The sequence below is a fragment of the Methylobacterium sp. A49B genome, assembly GCF_053346215.1.
In genome coordinates this window covers 126,752-140,820 of the sequence record NZ_JBKFBO010000147.1, presented here as the reverse complement: position 1 = coordinate 140,820, position 14,069 = coordinate 126,752, and the positions used below count along the sequence as shown (strand labels likewise).

The following is a 14,069-nucleotide window of genomic DNA, read 5'->3' as shown; positions in this document are numbered from 1 at the left end:
TCCTACCGCGGGGCCGCGTCGGCCATCGGCGTGCTCACGGCCGACGGCACGGCGCGCACCCGATCGCCGTCGCGCAGGAAGCTGCCGGCCCGGGCGACGACGCTCTCGCCGGCCGCGACGCCCGCGCGAATCTCCGTGAAGCCCTCGGCCGAGAGACCGGTGGTCACCGGCCGGGCTTCGACGCGCCCGTCCTTCACCACCAGCACGCTGGCGCGGCCGTCGGCGGCGTAGAGCAGGCTCGAAACCGGTACGGCGACTCCCGTGCGGCGCGCCACCTCGACGTTGCCGCGGGCGAAGGCACCGATGCGCAGGGCCGGGTCGTCGCCCAGCCGGATGCGCACCTTGCCGAGCCGCGTCGCCCGGTCGACCTCGGGGTAGACCCGGCGCACCTTGCCGGAGAGCCTTCGTCCGTCGTCGAGGTCGAGGCTGGCCGGATTGCCGACCTGCAGGCGGGCCAGCGACGTCTCGGGTACCTCGCCCTCCAACTCGATCTCGCCCCGAGCGATCAGACGGAACAGGGGCTCGCCTGCCGCGGTGGCGGTGGCCCCGACCCGTGCCGTGCGGCGGTTGACGATCCCGGCCTCGGGGGCGCGGATGTCGGTACGAGCCCGTCGCAGCGCGATCTCGGCCCCAGCGGCCCGAGCGGTGGCGAGGTCGGCCTGGGCCGACTGCAGGCCGCCCCTGGCGGCGGCGAGACGCCCCTGGGCTCCCTGCGCCGCCGAGACGCGCTGCTCCAGCACCGCCGCGGTGGCGTTGCCGGTCTTGGCGAGCGCCTGCGCGCGTTCCAGCGCCTGCTTGGCCTCGACGTTGGCCGCCTCCGCCTGGACGATCTGGCTCTGGGCCTGGACGATCGCCGCCTCGGCCCTGGCGATCGCCGCCGCGTTGGAGGCTTCCTGGGTGACGATCATCTCCAGCGACAGCTTGGACAGCACCTGTCCCTTGGTGACGCGGTCTCCCTCCTCGACGAGGAGATCGGTGATGCGCAGGCCCTCGACCTCGGGTGAGACCAGGACCTCGTCCCGGGGCACGAGCGTGCCGGTGACGACGGCGCGCTCGACGATCTCGCGGTTCGCGGCCGGGACGACCGTGACTGCGGGCGCGATGGCCGCGGCGTCGGGGACGGCCGCGGTTTCGACGGCCCGCGCCGGAACCGCGGCAAGGAACGCGAGCCCGCACAGGAGGCCGAGGCGCGACGCGCGCCAACGGAGGGTGTTCACGACGGGAGCCTCGCAGTTGGCGCTCGACTGGTATTCGCACTCCCTCGCTGCATAGGCCGGCGTTTTCATGGCGTGGGTCCTTGTCCCGGGCGGGCATAGCGCGTTCGCGCGGGCCCGTCCCCGATCCGCGCGCCGCAGGTCGTGCCACGCTGAAGGAAGCAGCGATTTAGAATTCTGGACCTGCAACCAGCCAGGAATAGACACGTTATTCGCGTGCTGGACTTTCGCCTGTCCGGGGAGGGGTGGATGAGCATTTTTCAGATCAAGCAGAAGACGAGCGGTGCCGTGCTCTGGACCGGGGCGGCCGACGACGAGCAGACGGCCCTTGACGCCATGGCCCGCGAGGCCGGTTACCGCGACTTCATGGCCCTGCCGGACTCAATCCGGGCAGAGGGGATCGAGGCGGCGAAGCTCGACCTGATCTCGTAAAGATTTCGTTAAGCACGCCGCGTCTCGGGATGCGACGTCCAATTCCGTCATGGCCGGGCAGGCCTCACGGCCCGCCGAGCCGCCCGACCAGATCTTCGATTGCGTCTGCGCACGCGGCCACCGCGTTCGAGCGGTGCAGCTTTCCTATCACCGACGGATCGAGCGCCAAGCCGGCCCGGATCAGCTCCGGCCACGCGGAAGCGTCGGGCCAGCCCTCATGCACGATCGCGGCCCCGAGCCGTGCCAGCGCTGCCGCTTTATCGGTCTGCTCGCCGTAGGCCCGATCCTCCGGCAAGCAGATGAAGCGCTTCGCCTGACCCGCCGCGAGCGCCACGAGGCCGTCGCCGCCGCCGCCAATCAAAAGGGCCGCCCGCGCCACTCGGGTCTCCACGTCGGCGACCCAGCCGTGCAGGTGTAGATTTTCGGGCAGCTGACCGGAGCCGGAGACGGGCCCGAGAACATGCCAGGACCTGTCCGGCACGGCCCGGGCCGCCGAGGCGAGATCCGCGAGATCGCCGCCCGCGCCGCCCCGGCCGAACACCACCACGAGGTCATGGCCAACCTCGTCGACCGGCTGAGACGGTGCGCCGAGAAAGCCCGCGTACTGTGTCTTGGCCCGGATCCAGTCCGGCACGACCATGCCGTCGAGCGCCTCGGGGAAGGGCGCGAGCAGCCGCTCCGCGCTGCGGAAGGCTTCGAGATGGGGCTGGTCGGTGCGGGTGCCGGCGAGCCGCACCACCAGCGTCGGCACGGACAGCAGGCGCGCCAGCAGCGCGACCTCTACCGAGACATCCACCACCAGGAGCGCCGGTTCGGTCTGCCGAATCCATTCGGCGATCCGCGTCATCCGGGCGCGCACGCCCGGATGGTTCAGGGGTGCATAGTGCAGGGCGTCCGGCCGCTCGGCCTCGCCGTCCCGGCCGTCGAATGCGTCCGCGTTGAGGGGGCGATCGTCGGGGAGGTCGATGACATCGAGCCCGGCCGTATCAAATCTGGCGAGCGTGCCGAGGATCGTGCAGGGGCGGGGCAGGGCGGCGGCCACCCAGCGGGCGCGCTGCAGATGGCCCGCGCCCTGATGGTGGACGTACCAGCCGATCCCCCGGGTCACGCCGCGTCCCTGAGAGCGAGGGCCAAGGTGTCGAGGTCCGCGAGCGCTTGGTCGAGGGGGCATTCCCGTGCGGGCGGGCTGCGCGATTCGAGGATCCGGTCCGCGCGCTCGACGAAGGCGATGTCGTTGGGGCAACCGCCGACGGATGCGAGATCTTCGGCGCCGAGCCCGAGCCGCGCGCAGGCCGCGGCGCGGGCCGGGGGCGCAAGGTGGAAGGCCCTGCGCAGCGCCGCCCGGCGCAGGATCAGCGCCTTCCAATGGGCCGCCTCGGGCAGGGCATAGGCCTCGCCGCCGAGGACGCGGGCGCGGCGGGCCATCTCGGTGGCCATGCCGCCCGACACCCGGCCCTGGCGGCGGTCCGAGACCATCACCTGCACGTCGGGGCAGTGGCGCAGGCGGGCACCGTTCGCGCGCAGAAGCCCGACCAGGGCGTTGTCCTCGCCGCAGGGCAGTGCTGGCAGGCCCCCGACGGCACGATAGAGGCCTGCCGGGAGGGCGAGGCTCGCGCCAGTATGGTCGCCGTGACGGGGTGCGGGGTCGTGCGGCGGCGTGTCGAGGATATCCTCCAGGCGCCGGACCCCGGACCAGTAGCGCTCGATGCGCGCGTGCAGGGCCGCGAGATCGGGATCCGCCGCGTCGTCGTCATCGATCACGAGCCGCCCACCGACCACGTCGGCGGCTCGCAGGGCGCGCAGGTTGGCCGCGACCCAGCCGGCCGGGAGGCGGGCATCGGCGTCAGTGGTGAGGAGGATGCCGTCCGGGTTCCCGTCGTCGGCGAGCCAGTCGGCCCCGGCATCGAGCGCCATGCGCCGCGCGGTGCCGACATGGGCCTCCGATCCTGTGAGGGTCACGTCGATGATCCGCAGCGCGAGGCTCGCGAGGAGGCCCGAGGCCTCGACCTCGCGGACGGCCGCGACGGTCCCGTCCGTGCAGTTGTTGGCGAGGACCACCACCCGCAGCGGCGTCCGAGCGGAGACGCTCTCCTGCGCGGCCAGCGAGGCAAGCAGGCGCGGCAGGCGCTCAACCTCGTTCCGTGCCGGAATGCAGACGACGCAAGTGGTCGGCGTCGGGACGGCGGCTTCAGTGGTCATGTCGTATCTCCGTGGCACCGTCACCGACGGCGGAGGAGAGCGCGAGGGGCGGCCCCGCAGGGTTTTACGCTCCTCGGAGCGGCGCGCTCAGCCCCGCCCCCCGGCGACGCGCAGGGCGGGCTGCGCCCGCTCAGCGCAGCGCGCGATGACGGCCTCGTAAGCTTCAAGGTAGCGACCGGTCATGGCGGCGGCATCGTAGAGCGCTTCGGCCCGATCGCGGCAGGCCCGGCGCGACAGACCGGCGGCCTCGCGGATCGCCACCGACAGGTCCTGCGGATCGTCCGGGCGGGCGAGCCGGCCGCAGGACGTGTCGAGGATGTCCGGCATGGCGCCCCGGCGGAAGGCTGCCACCGGCGTGCCGCAGGCGAGCGCCTCCGCCACCACGAGGCCGAAGGGTTCCTCCCAGCGCGGCGAGACGATCGCCACCCGGGCACGGCCGAGATGATGCGCGAGATCCCGGTGCGACAGGTGGCCGAGATGCGTCAGATCCGGCCCGAGCCGTGGGGCGATCTCGGCCTCCCAGTAACCCGGGTTGAGCTTGGGCCCCGCGAAGGTCAGCGGCAGCCCGGCGGCGCGGGCGGCGTCGATGGCGAGGTGAAGCCCCTTCTCGGGCACGATCCGGCCGGACCAGAAGGCGAACGGCGGCGCGTCGGCCCTGTCCGCGTAGGCGAAGGTCGAGAGATCGACGCCGTTGTCGACCACCTGCGCGCCGGGCACCAGAGGCGCCCATTCCTGTGCCAGGGACGGCGAGACCGCGAGGAACGCCATGTCGGGATCGGCCTGCACGATTCCCCCGACGAGGGATTCGAAGGGCGGCGTGTGCAGCACCGTGATCCAGGGCAGGCCGAGCCGGCCGCTTTCCCGCAGGGGCAGGGCATGCAGCGAATTGTTGTGGACGAGGTCGAAGCCTCCGGCGGCGACAAGCTCCATCATCCGCCGATAGGCATCCTCCTCCGCGCGGTCGATTGCCGCCTCGCGGTCCGGATCCAGGAGGGCGTCGCCCGTGGGGTCGCACAGCATCACGGGATCGAGTGCCGGGTCGGAGCCGCGGCTGGCGAACAGCGTCACATCATGCCCGTGCCGCTTCAGAGCGACGGTGAGGAGATGCGTGTGCATCTCCAGGCCGCCCGCGTAGGGCTGGCCGATCGGGTACTTCAGATGTGCGAGGACAGCGATCTTCACGCGCGCACCGAATCCGGTTGGTTGGGGATTTCTGCCGCCCGCAGCGGTGAGAAAGGACTTCTTTCCGCGGTGCGGGTGGCGGACATCATGCCGATTGTTTCTTCAACAAGCGTTGCGTTGAGGCAGTCGGAGCGACGACAGGCGCGACGCTTGCCGACGTCGTAAGCTCGGCGGCCTGAACCGATGATGATCGGTCCCGACAGGGGATTGTTCACCCAGACTCAGCTCCGCCGACCGGGAAGCGCGGCGGTCCCGGCCGGTATCCCGGGTGCGCGTCTGAGCCGCACGGTCGCGGCCGCTGCCCCGAGCTGCTAAGCAGTGGCCTCGCCGCCGGTCCTATGCGGTGCGGCGCGCGGAGGGAGCGTCGATGGGGGCGTCGATGGGTCTGCCGGTGGGCTTGAGCGTCTTCGCCGTGGGCGTCGCGGCGCTCGCGATCATCACACTGGCGGCGGGCGTGAAGATCGTCCCACAGGGCTACGTCTACACGGTGGAGCGCTTTGGCCGGTACGCCCGCAGCCTTGACGCCGGCCTCGGCCTGATCACGCCGTTCATCGAGCGCGTCGGCCGCCGGGTCAACGTGATGGAGCAGGTGATCGACGTGCCGAGCCAGCAGGCCTTCACCCGCGACAATGCCGGCGTGACCATCGACGCGGTGGTGTTCTACCAAGTGCTCGACGCGGCGCGCGCCTCCTACGAGGTGTCGAGCCTCGACCTCGCCGCCACGACGCTGACCATGACCAACATCCGCACCGTGGTCGGCTCGATGGATCTGGACCAGCTGCTGGCGCACCGCGACGAGATCAACGAGCGGCTGCTGCGCGTGATGGATGCCGCCGCCTCGCCCTGGGGGGTCAAGATCAACCGGATCGAGATCAAGGACATCGTGCTCCCGTCCGATCTCGCGGGAGCCATGGCCCGCCAGATGAAGGCCGAGCGCGAGAAGCGGGCCTCGATCCTGGAGGCCGAGGGGCAGCGCGCCGCCGAAATCCTGCGGGCGGAGGGGCGCAAGCAGTCGGCAATTCTCGAGGCGGAAGGCCGCCGCGAGGCGGCGTTCCGCGATGCGGAAGCGCGGGAGCGCTCCGCCGAGGCCGAGGCAGCGGCGACCGGGATGGTGAGCCGGGCGATCGCCGAGGGCGACATCGCGGCTGCCAACTTCCTCGTGGCGGAGAAGTACGTCGATGCCGTGCGGGCGATCGCCACGGCGCCCAACCAGCGGGTGGTCGTGGTGCCGATCGAGGCGGCGGCGCTGGCCGGGACGCTCGGCGGCATCGGCGAACTCACCCGCACGGTGTTCGGCGACGGGGCGGCGGCGCCCCGTCGCGCGGGGACCCCGCCCAACGTCGCGCCGCCGCGGGCCTGACTCCGATGACCCTCGCCTCCGTCTTCGCGGCCGTCGATGCTCTCGGGGCCGCCTGGGTGTGGGTCATTGCCGGCCTCGTCCTGGCAGGCGCCGAGATCCTGGTGCCGGGTGTGTTTCTGATCTGGCTCGGCCTGGCCGCCCTCGCGACCGGTCTCGCGACCGCGGCGCTGCCGATACCCTGGCAGGGCCAGACCCTTCTGTTCGCCGGCCTCGCTGTCGCCCTGGTGGGCCTCGCGAGCCGGCTGCACCGGCGCGGCGGGCCGGCGAAGCCCCACCTCAACCGTGCCGATCGCGGCCTGATCGGGCGCGAGGGCGTGCTCGAGGAACCGATCGTCCAGGGCGCGGGGCGCATCCGCTTCGACGATACGCTCTGGCGGATCGCCGGTCCGGACCTGCCGGCGGGGGACCGGGTGCGCGTCACCGGGATCAGCGGCACGGTGCTGCGGGTGGATGCGGCCTGAGGTGCCCGCATAGCCGGAGCTTCGGACGGACCCGCCGCCACAGGGCAGACGCGGTCGGCACCGCCCTCCGTCCCGGACGCACGAAGCAGCGCTGCCGCGCGGCTTGTGATGTCGGTGCTCGGGTCCGTCAGCTGCCAGGGCGAAGCGCGCCGTGCCGCGCGCGCGATGCCCGCACGCGCCAGTTCGGACCGCAGGGCCCGTGGCTCGGCTGTCCGGGAAACGCCGCGCAGGCCCTGGATTGGGACAGCGCCTCTGCACCTATCGTGCGGCCTCGGTCACTTCCCGGCGCGTCGCGTGGGGTCAGATCACCGCCTCGATCAGGCCACGCCGCTTGGCCTCCTCGGCCTCGAGGTACCAATTGGCGGGCGCCTTCTCGAGTACCTCGTCCAGGGTCACGTCCGAGCCCGCGATGAGGTTGGAGAAGCCTTCGTTCTGGATCGCGATGGAGCACAGGATCTCGTTGAGCGTGGCCTGCACGGAGGCGACGCAGGTGGTCAGCGGCCCCTGAACCTGCAGCTGCTTGTTCATCTTGCGCTCGTGGATCATCAGCCGGGTGCCGCAGGTCAGGTAGCGGTTCGGCCGGGCGAAGAAGCTCATGACGGTGGTGCCGGCCGAGTAGATCGCGGCCTTGCCGAGGAAGACGAAGCGCCGCTGCGGGTCCATGGCGCTGTTGAAACGGATGTCCTCGCCCATCATCCGGGCGACCTCCGGATCCCCGCCGAGGGTCGTCAGCTCCACCACGACGATCTCCCGGTCGCCGGCTTCGTCGAGCTGGCGGCGGAAGTTCCGGTACATGTCGTAGTCGACCGGGCCGGAGAGCAGCACCGCGGGGGATCGGAACGCGGTCGGGCTGAGGGGCGTCGTGTCCATGGTCCTACCCGGATGATCGGTTCGATTCGCCCTCGCAACGAATCGGCCAGTCGCTGCGACAATCCCGGCTTCGAGGCGATGAGGCCGCGAGCGCGGTCCCACAGGGGATACCGGTCTGTGAGTCTCGCTCCGTACCGGCACGCTGGCGGTCAATCGCCAGGGCGGCATTGCGGTTTCCAGATTTCAGGGCCGACCTCGCAGGGACGATCCGGAGAGAACCCCGTGTCCATCGTGGCGGCGCGCCGCCTCGAGACGTCTGGCCACAGCCAGAGGCGCCCCTTTCCCCACCTTGTCCACAGGTCTCGCCGCGTTGCGAAACGCCTTGGTAAGCGCCCGCGCACCAGGGTCGGCGCTCCAGTCGAAATCCGGGCCCGGACACGATGATGACCAGCCAGCAGCTCGCCGACGAACTGAAGCGGATCGCCACCCATCAGGTCAGCGACATCACCCGTGCGGTGAAGGAAGGTCAGAAGTCGATCGCCCTCAACGAGGTCCGGGACATGGCGCGCCGCCTCGGCCTCCTGGCCGACGCGTTCGATCCGAAATCGGCCGATCCGAAATCGGCGCCCGAGAAGGCCGACGCCCTCGACGGCGCCCGGGCCGCCTGACGCTCGGACACGGCCCTCCCGAGGAGCCCCCATGGTTCACGCGCATTTCACCATCCGCCTCGACGGCGTCTCCCTACCCGCGTCGGCAGCGCAGTGGGTCGCGGATGCCGACGCCGCCTACGCCGCGGCGCGCATCATCGTCCAGGGCCTGATGCGCCAGCACGGCGGCGACCCGCGTCTGCTCGGCGCGACGATGGTGATCACCGACGAGGCGGGCGCGCCGCTCCTCGAACTCTCCTTCTTCGAGGCGCTTTACATGCCCGTCGAGCCGGTCGCCGATGCGGACCGCCGGCCGCGGGTTCCCCGCAAGATCGCGCCGACGCGCCTCGGCGCCGCGCTGGGCCCGGTGCGGCGGCTCGCCGGGGCCTTCGGAGTCCGGCTCCAGCCGCGGCCGGGTCACTGACCGCCGCGCGGCTCACCCGAAAAGATCGGTGACGGCGAAGCCCCGTCCGGCGAGGCGCTCGGCCAGGACGCGTCTGTGGCACAGCGCCGGATCCCGCTCGAAGCAGAGCAGGCAGATGGGCGCGGCCTCGGCCATGGCGGCCAACCCGTCGAGGGCCGCCTGCCCGGCGGCGGTGTCGAGCACCTCTTCGCAGTAGATTCGCCGCATCAGTGCCGCGTCGCCGGCCCGCGCCGCCTGCCGCCCCGATTTGGGCGTCCCGAGGCTGCGCAGGTGTGCGTAGCCGAGACCCGCCTCCGTCAGGGAGGTCCCGAGCGCGCCCTTCGAGAAGCCGCGCTTGCGCGAATTCGCCACGGCCCGGACATCGGCCAGGACCGCCACGCCGGCGGACTTCAGGACACCGCCGAGGCGCTCCGTATCGAGCCCTTCGTAGCCTATGGTAAAGATTGTCTTGCTCACGGGGGCGTGACCGGACTCGCGTTTTCGAACCGACACTTAGCCGGATGTCTGCCTGTGAAACAGCGGGGGATCCCCGGTCTATGTCGCGGCGTTGCAACGCATCTCGGAATTCCGCCGCAATGATCGCAAAGCTCCGTTAACCGCGCCGGGGCCATCGAATACGCCTGTCTGTGGCGCTCTTTCGGTGGCGGGCTGAGCACTGATGACGCGAGTTTCGAAGCTTTCGCGGTCTCTGTCCCAGGACTTCACCCGGGCGCCGAACGGCCGCCTCAGGGCGGTCCGCCGGCTCGCCGGGCGGTTCGCCGCTGCCGCGATCCTTGCCGGCCTCGCCGCCTGCGCGTCGAACAACGATTTCTACCCCACGAAAGGGGATACCAAGCCCCATCCGGGCGTGGCCAAGGCCAAGCTCCATCCGATCCAGGGCATCGACATCTCGAAATGGCAGGGCAACGTCGACTGGGCTTCGGTCCGGGCGGCCGGTACCCAGTTCGCGTTCATCAAGGCGACCGAGGGCGGCGACCACGTCGACGAGCGCTTCCGGACCAACTGGGACGGCGCGGCCCGGGCCGGCGTGCCGCGGGGGGCCTATCACTTCGTGTTCTGGTGCCGCTCCGCCCGGGAACAGATGGAGTGGTTCAAGCGCAACGTGCCGAACGATCCCGCCGCGCTCCCGCCGGTGCTCGACGTCGAGTGGAACGGCCATTCGCAAACTTGTCCGAAGAAGCTGCCCAAGGCCCAGGCCCTGGCGATGGTCACCGAGATGCTGGAGGAGATGGAGCGCTACACCGGCAAGCGCCCGATCATCTACACCGACATCACCTTCCACAAGGACGTGCTCGAAGGCGAGCTGCCCGATTACCCGCACTGGCTGCGCTCGACCGCGGCCGAGCCTGAACAGCGGTTCGTCAACCGTAAGTGGATGCTGTGGCAGTTCACCTCGACGGGCCGGGTCCCCGGCGTGCAGGGCGATGTCGACCGTAACGCCTTCTACGGCACTCCGTCCGACTGGGCGTCGTTCCTGTCGACCGACTGCGATCCCCGGGAGCACAAGCGCCTCTCCGAACAGGGCCTATGCACGGACAAGTAGACTCGGCTTATGGAAATAAACCCAGGTTAGTTCGGCGGCGCGGCGCGCTTGGTAGTCATGAGGGGTCCGGACGCCGACGCGGTGAGCCGGTGAGGATCCTGTCCGGAGCCTCTCTCCGGGACCCCGTCGCCGCCGATGCTCATCGACAGTGCCGCCCCCACGGGCAACCTGCTCCTCGACTCGCTCACAAGCGCCGACCGGGCGCTGATGGCTCCCCATCTCGAAGCGGTGTCCTACGCCAAGGCGGCGACCGTGTTCGAGACGGGACATGAGGTGACGCACGTCACCTTTCCCTGCGATCACGCCATCATCGCGCTGGTCATCATCACGCGGGATGGGCGAACCGCCGAGACGGCCACCATCGGCCACGAGGGCGCCGTCGGCGGGATCGTGAGCCAGGGACGGGTTCCGGCCTCCGCAACCGCGATGGTGCAGGTCGGCGGTCCGATGCTGCGGCTCGACATCGGCCGCCTCCAAGAGCTGGTCGCTCAATCCGCCACGCTCCGCGACCTGTTCGCGCGCTACGCCGATTGTTTCCTGGTCCAACTCCTGCAGACGGCCGCGTGCAACGCCCTGCACCCGATCGAGCAGCGCTGCCTGCGCTGGCTGCTGACGCTCCAGGACCGGCTGCAGGACGATACCCTGCCAATCACCCACGAGGTGCTGGCCGCGATGCTCGGCGTCCAGCGCACCTACCTGACGCGCATCCTGCGGACACTGCAGGACCAGGGTCTCATCCGGGTCGGACGCGGCCGCATCACCGTTGTCGACCGGCCGGCGGTGGCGGCCGCAGCCTGCGAGTGCCACGCCCGCGTCCGGCTCCACTGCGAGACGGTTCTCGACACGGTGTACCGGCCGCAGGATCGCGCCCGGATCGCCCCGGCCGCCGCCGGCTAGCGGGCGCCACGCTCAGGCGATGACGGGGGCGCAAACCGGCGCGGGGATCCCGGGTAGCGGGGCCACCACCACGTCGATGCCGTAGATCAGGCGCAGCAGCGCCGGGGTGACCGTCGCGGCCGGCGGCCCGCAGGCGACGAGCCCGCCACTGTGAAGGGCGAGGACACGGTCCGCGCAGGCGAGGGCGTGGCCGGGATCATGGGTCGAGAACATCACGGCGATTCCGGCCCGCGCGAGGCGGCGCACCTGCCCCAGGACGCGCGCCTGATTGCCGAAATCGAGGCTCGCGGTCGGCTCGTCCATGATCAGGAGCCGCGGCGCGCCGCTCAGCGCCCGGGCGATCAGGGCGAGCTGCCGCTCACCGCCGCTGATCTCGGTGTAGATCTTCTCGGCCAAGTGGCCAATGCCCAGGGTGACGAGCGCGGCCTCGGCGGCAGCCTCGTCGGCCGGTCCCGGCGCCGAAAACGGCCCGATCCGGCTGGCGCGCCCCATCACCACGACTTCGCGCACCGTGAAGGGGAAGTAGGCCGCGTGCGCCTGCGGCACCGCGGCGGCGGTCCGGGCGACCGTACGCCGCGACAGCCGGGACAGGTCGGTGCCGTCAAGCCGGATCCGGCCGCCCCGGGCCGGCAGCAGGCCAAGCAGCGTCTTGAACAACGTCGTCTTGCCGCCGCCGTTCGGCCCGAGGAGGCACAGCACCTCGCCCGCATCGAGATCGAACGATACGTCCGTGCCGACGGCCCGCGCGCCGTAGCCGAAGGCGAGATCCTGGACCTGGAGGAGCATCAGGCGATCCTGCGTCCGGCCGCCAGAAGCCACAGGAAGAACGGGGCACCGACAAGCGCCGTGAGGATGCCGAGGGGCACCTCGATCGTCCCCGCGGTGCGGGCGATCAGATCGACGACCAGCAGGTAGCCGGCGCCGAGCGTGACGGAGGCGGGCAGCAGCCTTCGGTAATCCGGTCCCACGAGCAGGCGGGCGATGTGCGGCACGATCAGTCCGACCCAGCCGATCACCCCGGTCATCGAGACGGATGCCGCGGTGATCAGCGTCGCCCCGGCGATGAGGACCGGGCGCAGCCGCCGCGTCTCGACGCCGAGCGCCCGCGCCTCCTCGTCCCCAAGGCTCATCAGGTTCATGCGCCAGCGCAGCAGCACCAGCGGCGCGAGGCCGAGGAGGAGCATCGGCAGGACGGCGCCGACATCGCCGAGCGTCACCGAGGACAGGCTCCCCAGGAGCCAGAAGGTGATCGCCGGCAGCTGGTTGTAGGGGTCGGCCAGGACCTTGAGGAGGGAGATGCCGGCGCCCAGCACTGCGCCGACGGCCACCCCCGCCAGGACCAGGGTCAGCACCGGATCCTGCCGCCGCACCGCGAGACCGACGCCGTAGACGGCCGCAACCGCCGCGAGGCCCCCCAGGAACGCCATGCCCTGGATGGGCGCCACCGGGAGGCCGAGATAGATCCCGAGCACTGCCCCCAGCCCGGCGCCGGCCGAAACGCCGAGGATGTCGGGGGAGACCAGCGGGTTGCGGAACAGGCCCTGATAGGTCGCCCCCGCCGCCGACAGGGCCGCGCCCACCACCAGGGCCGCCACGACCCGGGGCAGTCGGACCTGCATCACCACGGTCTCGACCGCGGCCGGCGCCCGGGCGGGCAGGCCGAGCAGGCGATGGCCGAGCACGTCCGCCAGATGCTCAAGCCCGACCGGGTACTTGCCGACGGCCAGCGACAGCAGCGCGAGCGCCAGGACGGCGAGTCCGGACAGGAGCGTCGCCGACAGCCGCAGGCCACGCGGCGCCCGCCTCGCGCTCGCCGCGGCGGCCTGATGGCCGCTCACCGCTTCGCGTCCGCGGGCCCGAGGAGCGCCGCGGCCTGCCCGGCGTCGAGATCGACGTGGTAGAAGCGGCGGTAGAAGCCGCGCATCACCGCATCCATCGGTTCCGGGAACATGTCCGGATGGAGGATACCGGCCAGCCATCGCAGCCCGATCAGCCGGTTGACCCCCGGCGGCGCATCGAACCACGGGAACGGCTGCTGCGGCGCCACGTAGACGCGGCCTGCCTTGACCGCCGCCACGTCCCGCCAGATCGGATCTCCGCGCACGGCCGCCGCGAAGGCCGGATCGAGGGTGATGATGACCTCGGGGTTCCAGGCCAGGACCTGCTCGGCGGAGACGCTGCCGAGACGCCCTTCGCCGCCCCGGGCGACGTTGCGACCGCCGGCCACCTCCAGCAGCTCGGTGTTGATGGAGCCGGCGAAGCCCGTCTCCAGCCCACGCGGTCCGCGGGCGTAGTAGATGCGAGGCCGCCGATCCTCAGGAACGGACGCGACCGCCTTCGCCACCGTGCCGATCAGATCTTGCGCATCGGCGGCCAGCACGTCGGCCCCGGCCTGAAGGCCCAGCGCCGCCCCGAGCTGCCGGTAGGTCTCGGGTATCCGGGCGAAGCTGCCGTCGAGCAGGATGTAGGGTATCCCGGTCTGCGCCTGCACGCGGTCGGCGAGGGAGGCGTAGGTCGGGCCGAGACTCCCCGCATCGACGATCAGGTCGGGCCTGGCGGCCAGCACAGCCTCGACATTGGCGGTGCCGCCGCGGCCGGTGAGCCGCCCGTAGGCGGGCAGCGACCGGGTCCGGGGTTCCAGATAGGGCAGGGCTGCCGGCGCGGGGGCGCTCACCCAGCCGGCCATCCGCTCCGGAGCCAGGGTGTAGACCAGCACCGAGGCCGGCGGCCCGGCGGCCAGCACCCGCTCGATGCGGTCGGGAAGTTCGACCGTGCGGCCGGCGGCGTCGGTGAACGGGCGGCTTACGGCCCCGCTGGCGAGGGTGAGCATCAGCAGGAGGGTGAAGGCGAGCAGTTCGCCCCGGCAGCGTCCGGAAGGCACCGTCGTCGCCATCATCGCG

At 71.5% G+C, this 14,069-nt stretch carries 17 protein-coding genes; 7 read left to right on the top strand and 10 right to left on the bottom strand.

Annotated features, from left to right (window positions below):
- Positions 1 to 2 precede the first annotated feature (2 nt).
- Positions 3 to 1,286 carry an efflux RND transporter periplasmic adaptor subunit gene (locus ACLBX9_RS30765; RefSeq protein WP_447721575.1) on the bottom strand — a complete coding sequence of 428 codons (1,284 nt, stop codon included), beginning with the start codon at positions 1,284 to 1,286 and terminating at the stop codon, positions 3 to 5.
- A gap of 177 nt (positions 1,287 to 1,463) precedes the next feature.
- On the opposite strand from ACLBX9_RS30765, the gene ACLBX9_RS30760 reads away from it, so the two are divergent.
- Positions 1,464 to 1,646: a hypothetical protein gene (locus tag ACLBX9_RS30760; protein WP_447721574.1), complete on the top strand. Its 183-nt coding sequence runs from the start codon at positions 1,464 to 1,466 to the stop codon at positions 1,644 to 1,646.
- 64 nt (positions 1,647 to 1,710) lie between these two features.
- On the opposite strand, the gene ACLBX9_RS30755 is transcribed toward ACLBX9_RS30760, so the two are convergent.
- The 4 genes from ACLBX9_RS30755 to ACLBX9_RS30740 all read right to left on the bottom strand — a co-directional run bounded on the left by ACLBX9_RS30755 (position 1,711) and on the right by ACLBX9_RS30740 (position 5,242).
- Positions 1,711 to 2,754: a glycosyltransferase gene (locus ACLBX9_RS30755; RefSeq protein WP_447721573.1), complete on the bottom strand. Its 1,044-nt coding sequence runs from the start codon at positions 2,752 to 2,754 to the stop codon at positions 1,711 to 1,713.
- A complete protein-coding gene (locus ACLBX9_RS30750; protein WP_447721572.1) occupies positions 2,751 to 3,845 on the bottom strand; it encodes a glycosyltransferase in 1,095 nt (364 codons plus the stop codon). Before ACLBX9_RS30750 ends, ACLBX9_RS30755 begins: the two co-directional genes overlap by 4 nt.
- A gap of 87 nt (positions 3,846 to 3,932) precedes the next feature.
- On the bottom strand, positions 3,933 to 5,027 hold the full coding sequence (locus ACLBX9_RS30745; protein ID WP_447721571.1) for a glycosyltransferase family 4 protein: 1,095 nt from the start codon (positions 5,025 to 5,027) through the stop codon (positions 3,933 to 3,935).
- Positions 5,024 to 5,242, bottom strand: a complete 219-nt coding sequence (locus tag ACLBX9_RS30740) for a hypothetical protein (protein ID WP_158168504.1) — start codon at positions 5,240 to 5,242, stop codon at positions 5,024 to 5,026. The genes ACLBX9_RS30745 and ACLBX9_RS30740 overlap by 4 nt, the downstream gene beginning before the upstream one ends.
- Before the next feature lie 164 nt (positions 5,243 to 5,406).
- Here ACLBX9_RS30740 and ACLBX9_RS30735 point away from each other — a divergent pair, with 164 nt between their 5' ends.
- Together ACLBX9_RS30735 and ACLBX9_RS30730 are read left to right on the top strand one after the other, a co-directional pair.
- Positions 5,407 to 6,387 carry an SPFH domain-containing protein gene (locus tag ACLBX9_RS30735; RefSeq protein WP_039893114.1) on the top strand — a complete coding sequence of 327 codons (981 nt, stop codon included), beginning with the start codon at positions 5,407 to 5,409 and terminating at the stop codon, positions 6,385 to 6,387.
- A gap of 5 nt (positions 6,388 to 6,392) precedes the next feature.
- Complete coding sequence (locus ACLBX9_RS30730; protein ID WP_447721570.1) at positions 6,393 to 6,848, top strand: NfeD family protein; 456 nt, start codon at positions 6,393 to 6,395, stop codon at positions 6,846 to 6,848.
- Between the two features lie 300 nt (positions 6,849 to 7,148).
- On the opposite strand, the gene ACLBX9_RS30725 is transcribed toward ACLBX9_RS30730, so the two are convergent.
- Entirely contained in the window at positions 7,149 to 7,718 is a 570-nt protein-coding gene (locus ACLBX9_RS30725) for a ClpP family protease (RefSeq protein ID WP_010683777.1), read from the bottom strand.
- A 383-nt stretch (positions 7,719 to 8,101) separates the two neighbouring features.
- Here ACLBX9_RS30725 and ACLBX9_RS30720 point away from each other — a divergent pair, with 383 nt between their 5' ends.
- Entirely contained in the window at positions 8,102 to 8,326 is a 225-nt protein-coding gene (locus tag ACLBX9_RS30720; protein ID WP_447721569.1) for a hypothetical protein, read from the top strand.
- Between the two features lie 31 nt (positions 8,327 to 8,357).
- Positions 8,358 to 8,729, top strand: a complete 372-nt coding sequence (locus ACLBX9_RS30715; protein ID WP_447721568.1) for a DUF6894 family protein — start codon at positions 8,358 to 8,360, stop codon at positions 8,727 to 8,729.
- Positions 8,730 to 8,741: 12 nt separating this feature from the next.
- On the opposite strand, the gene ACLBX9_RS30710 is transcribed toward ACLBX9_RS30715, so the two are convergent.
- Positions 8,742 to 9,185, bottom strand: a complete 444-nt coding sequence (locus ACLBX9_RS30710; RefSeq protein ID WP_010683780.1) for a DUF488 domain-containing protein — start codon at positions 9,183 to 9,185, stop codon at positions 8,742 to 8,744.
- 202 nt (positions 9,186 to 9,387) lie between these two features.
- Here ACLBX9_RS30710 and ACLBX9_RS30705 point away from each other — a divergent pair, with 202 nt between their 5' ends.
- Both ACLBX9_RS30705 and ACLBX9_RS30700 read left to right on the top strand, forming a co-directional pair.
- Positions 9,388 to 10,272, top strand: a complete 885-nt coding sequence (locus ACLBX9_RS30705) for a glycoside hydrolase family 25 protein (protein WP_010683781.1) — start codon at positions 9,388 to 9,390, stop codon at positions 10,270 to 10,272.
- Between the two features lie 135 nt (positions 10,273 to 10,407).
- Positions 10,408 to 11,169 (top strand): Crp/Fnr family transcriptional regulator, encoded by a 762-nt coding sequence (locus ACLBX9_RS30700; RefSeq protein ID WP_010683782.1) that lies wholly within the window; start codon positions 10,408 to 10,410, stop codon positions 11,167 to 11,169.
- 12 nt (positions 11,170 to 11,181) lie between these two features.
- Here the strand turns inward: ACLBX9_RS30700 and ACLBX9_RS30695 are convergent, their stop codons facing one another.
- Genes ACLBX9_RS30695 through ACLBX9_RS30685 form a run of 3 tightly spaced genes read right to left on the bottom strand, consistent with a single transcriptional unit; the run spans position 11,182 to position 14,065 of the window.
- A complete protein-coding gene (locus ACLBX9_RS30695) occupies positions 11,182 to 11,955 on the bottom strand; it encodes an ABC transporter ATP-binding protein (RefSeq protein ID WP_447721567.1) in 774 nt (257 codons plus the stop codon).
- Positions 11,955 to 13,007, bottom strand: coding sequence for a FecCD family ABC transporter permease (locus tag ACLBX9_RS30690; protein ID WP_447721566.1), 1,053 nt, complete (start codon positions 13,005 to 13,007; stop codon positions 11,955 to 11,957). Before ACLBX9_RS30690 ends, ACLBX9_RS30695 begins: the two co-directional genes overlap by 1 nt.
- Entirely contained in the window at positions 13,004 to 14,065 is a 1,062-nt protein-coding gene (locus ACLBX9_RS30685) for an ABC transporter substrate-binding protein (RefSeq protein WP_447721565.1), read from the bottom strand. The genes ACLBX9_RS30690 and ACLBX9_RS30685 overlap by 4 nt, the downstream gene beginning before the upstream one ends.
- Positions 14,066 to 14,069: the final 4 nt, after the last annotated feature.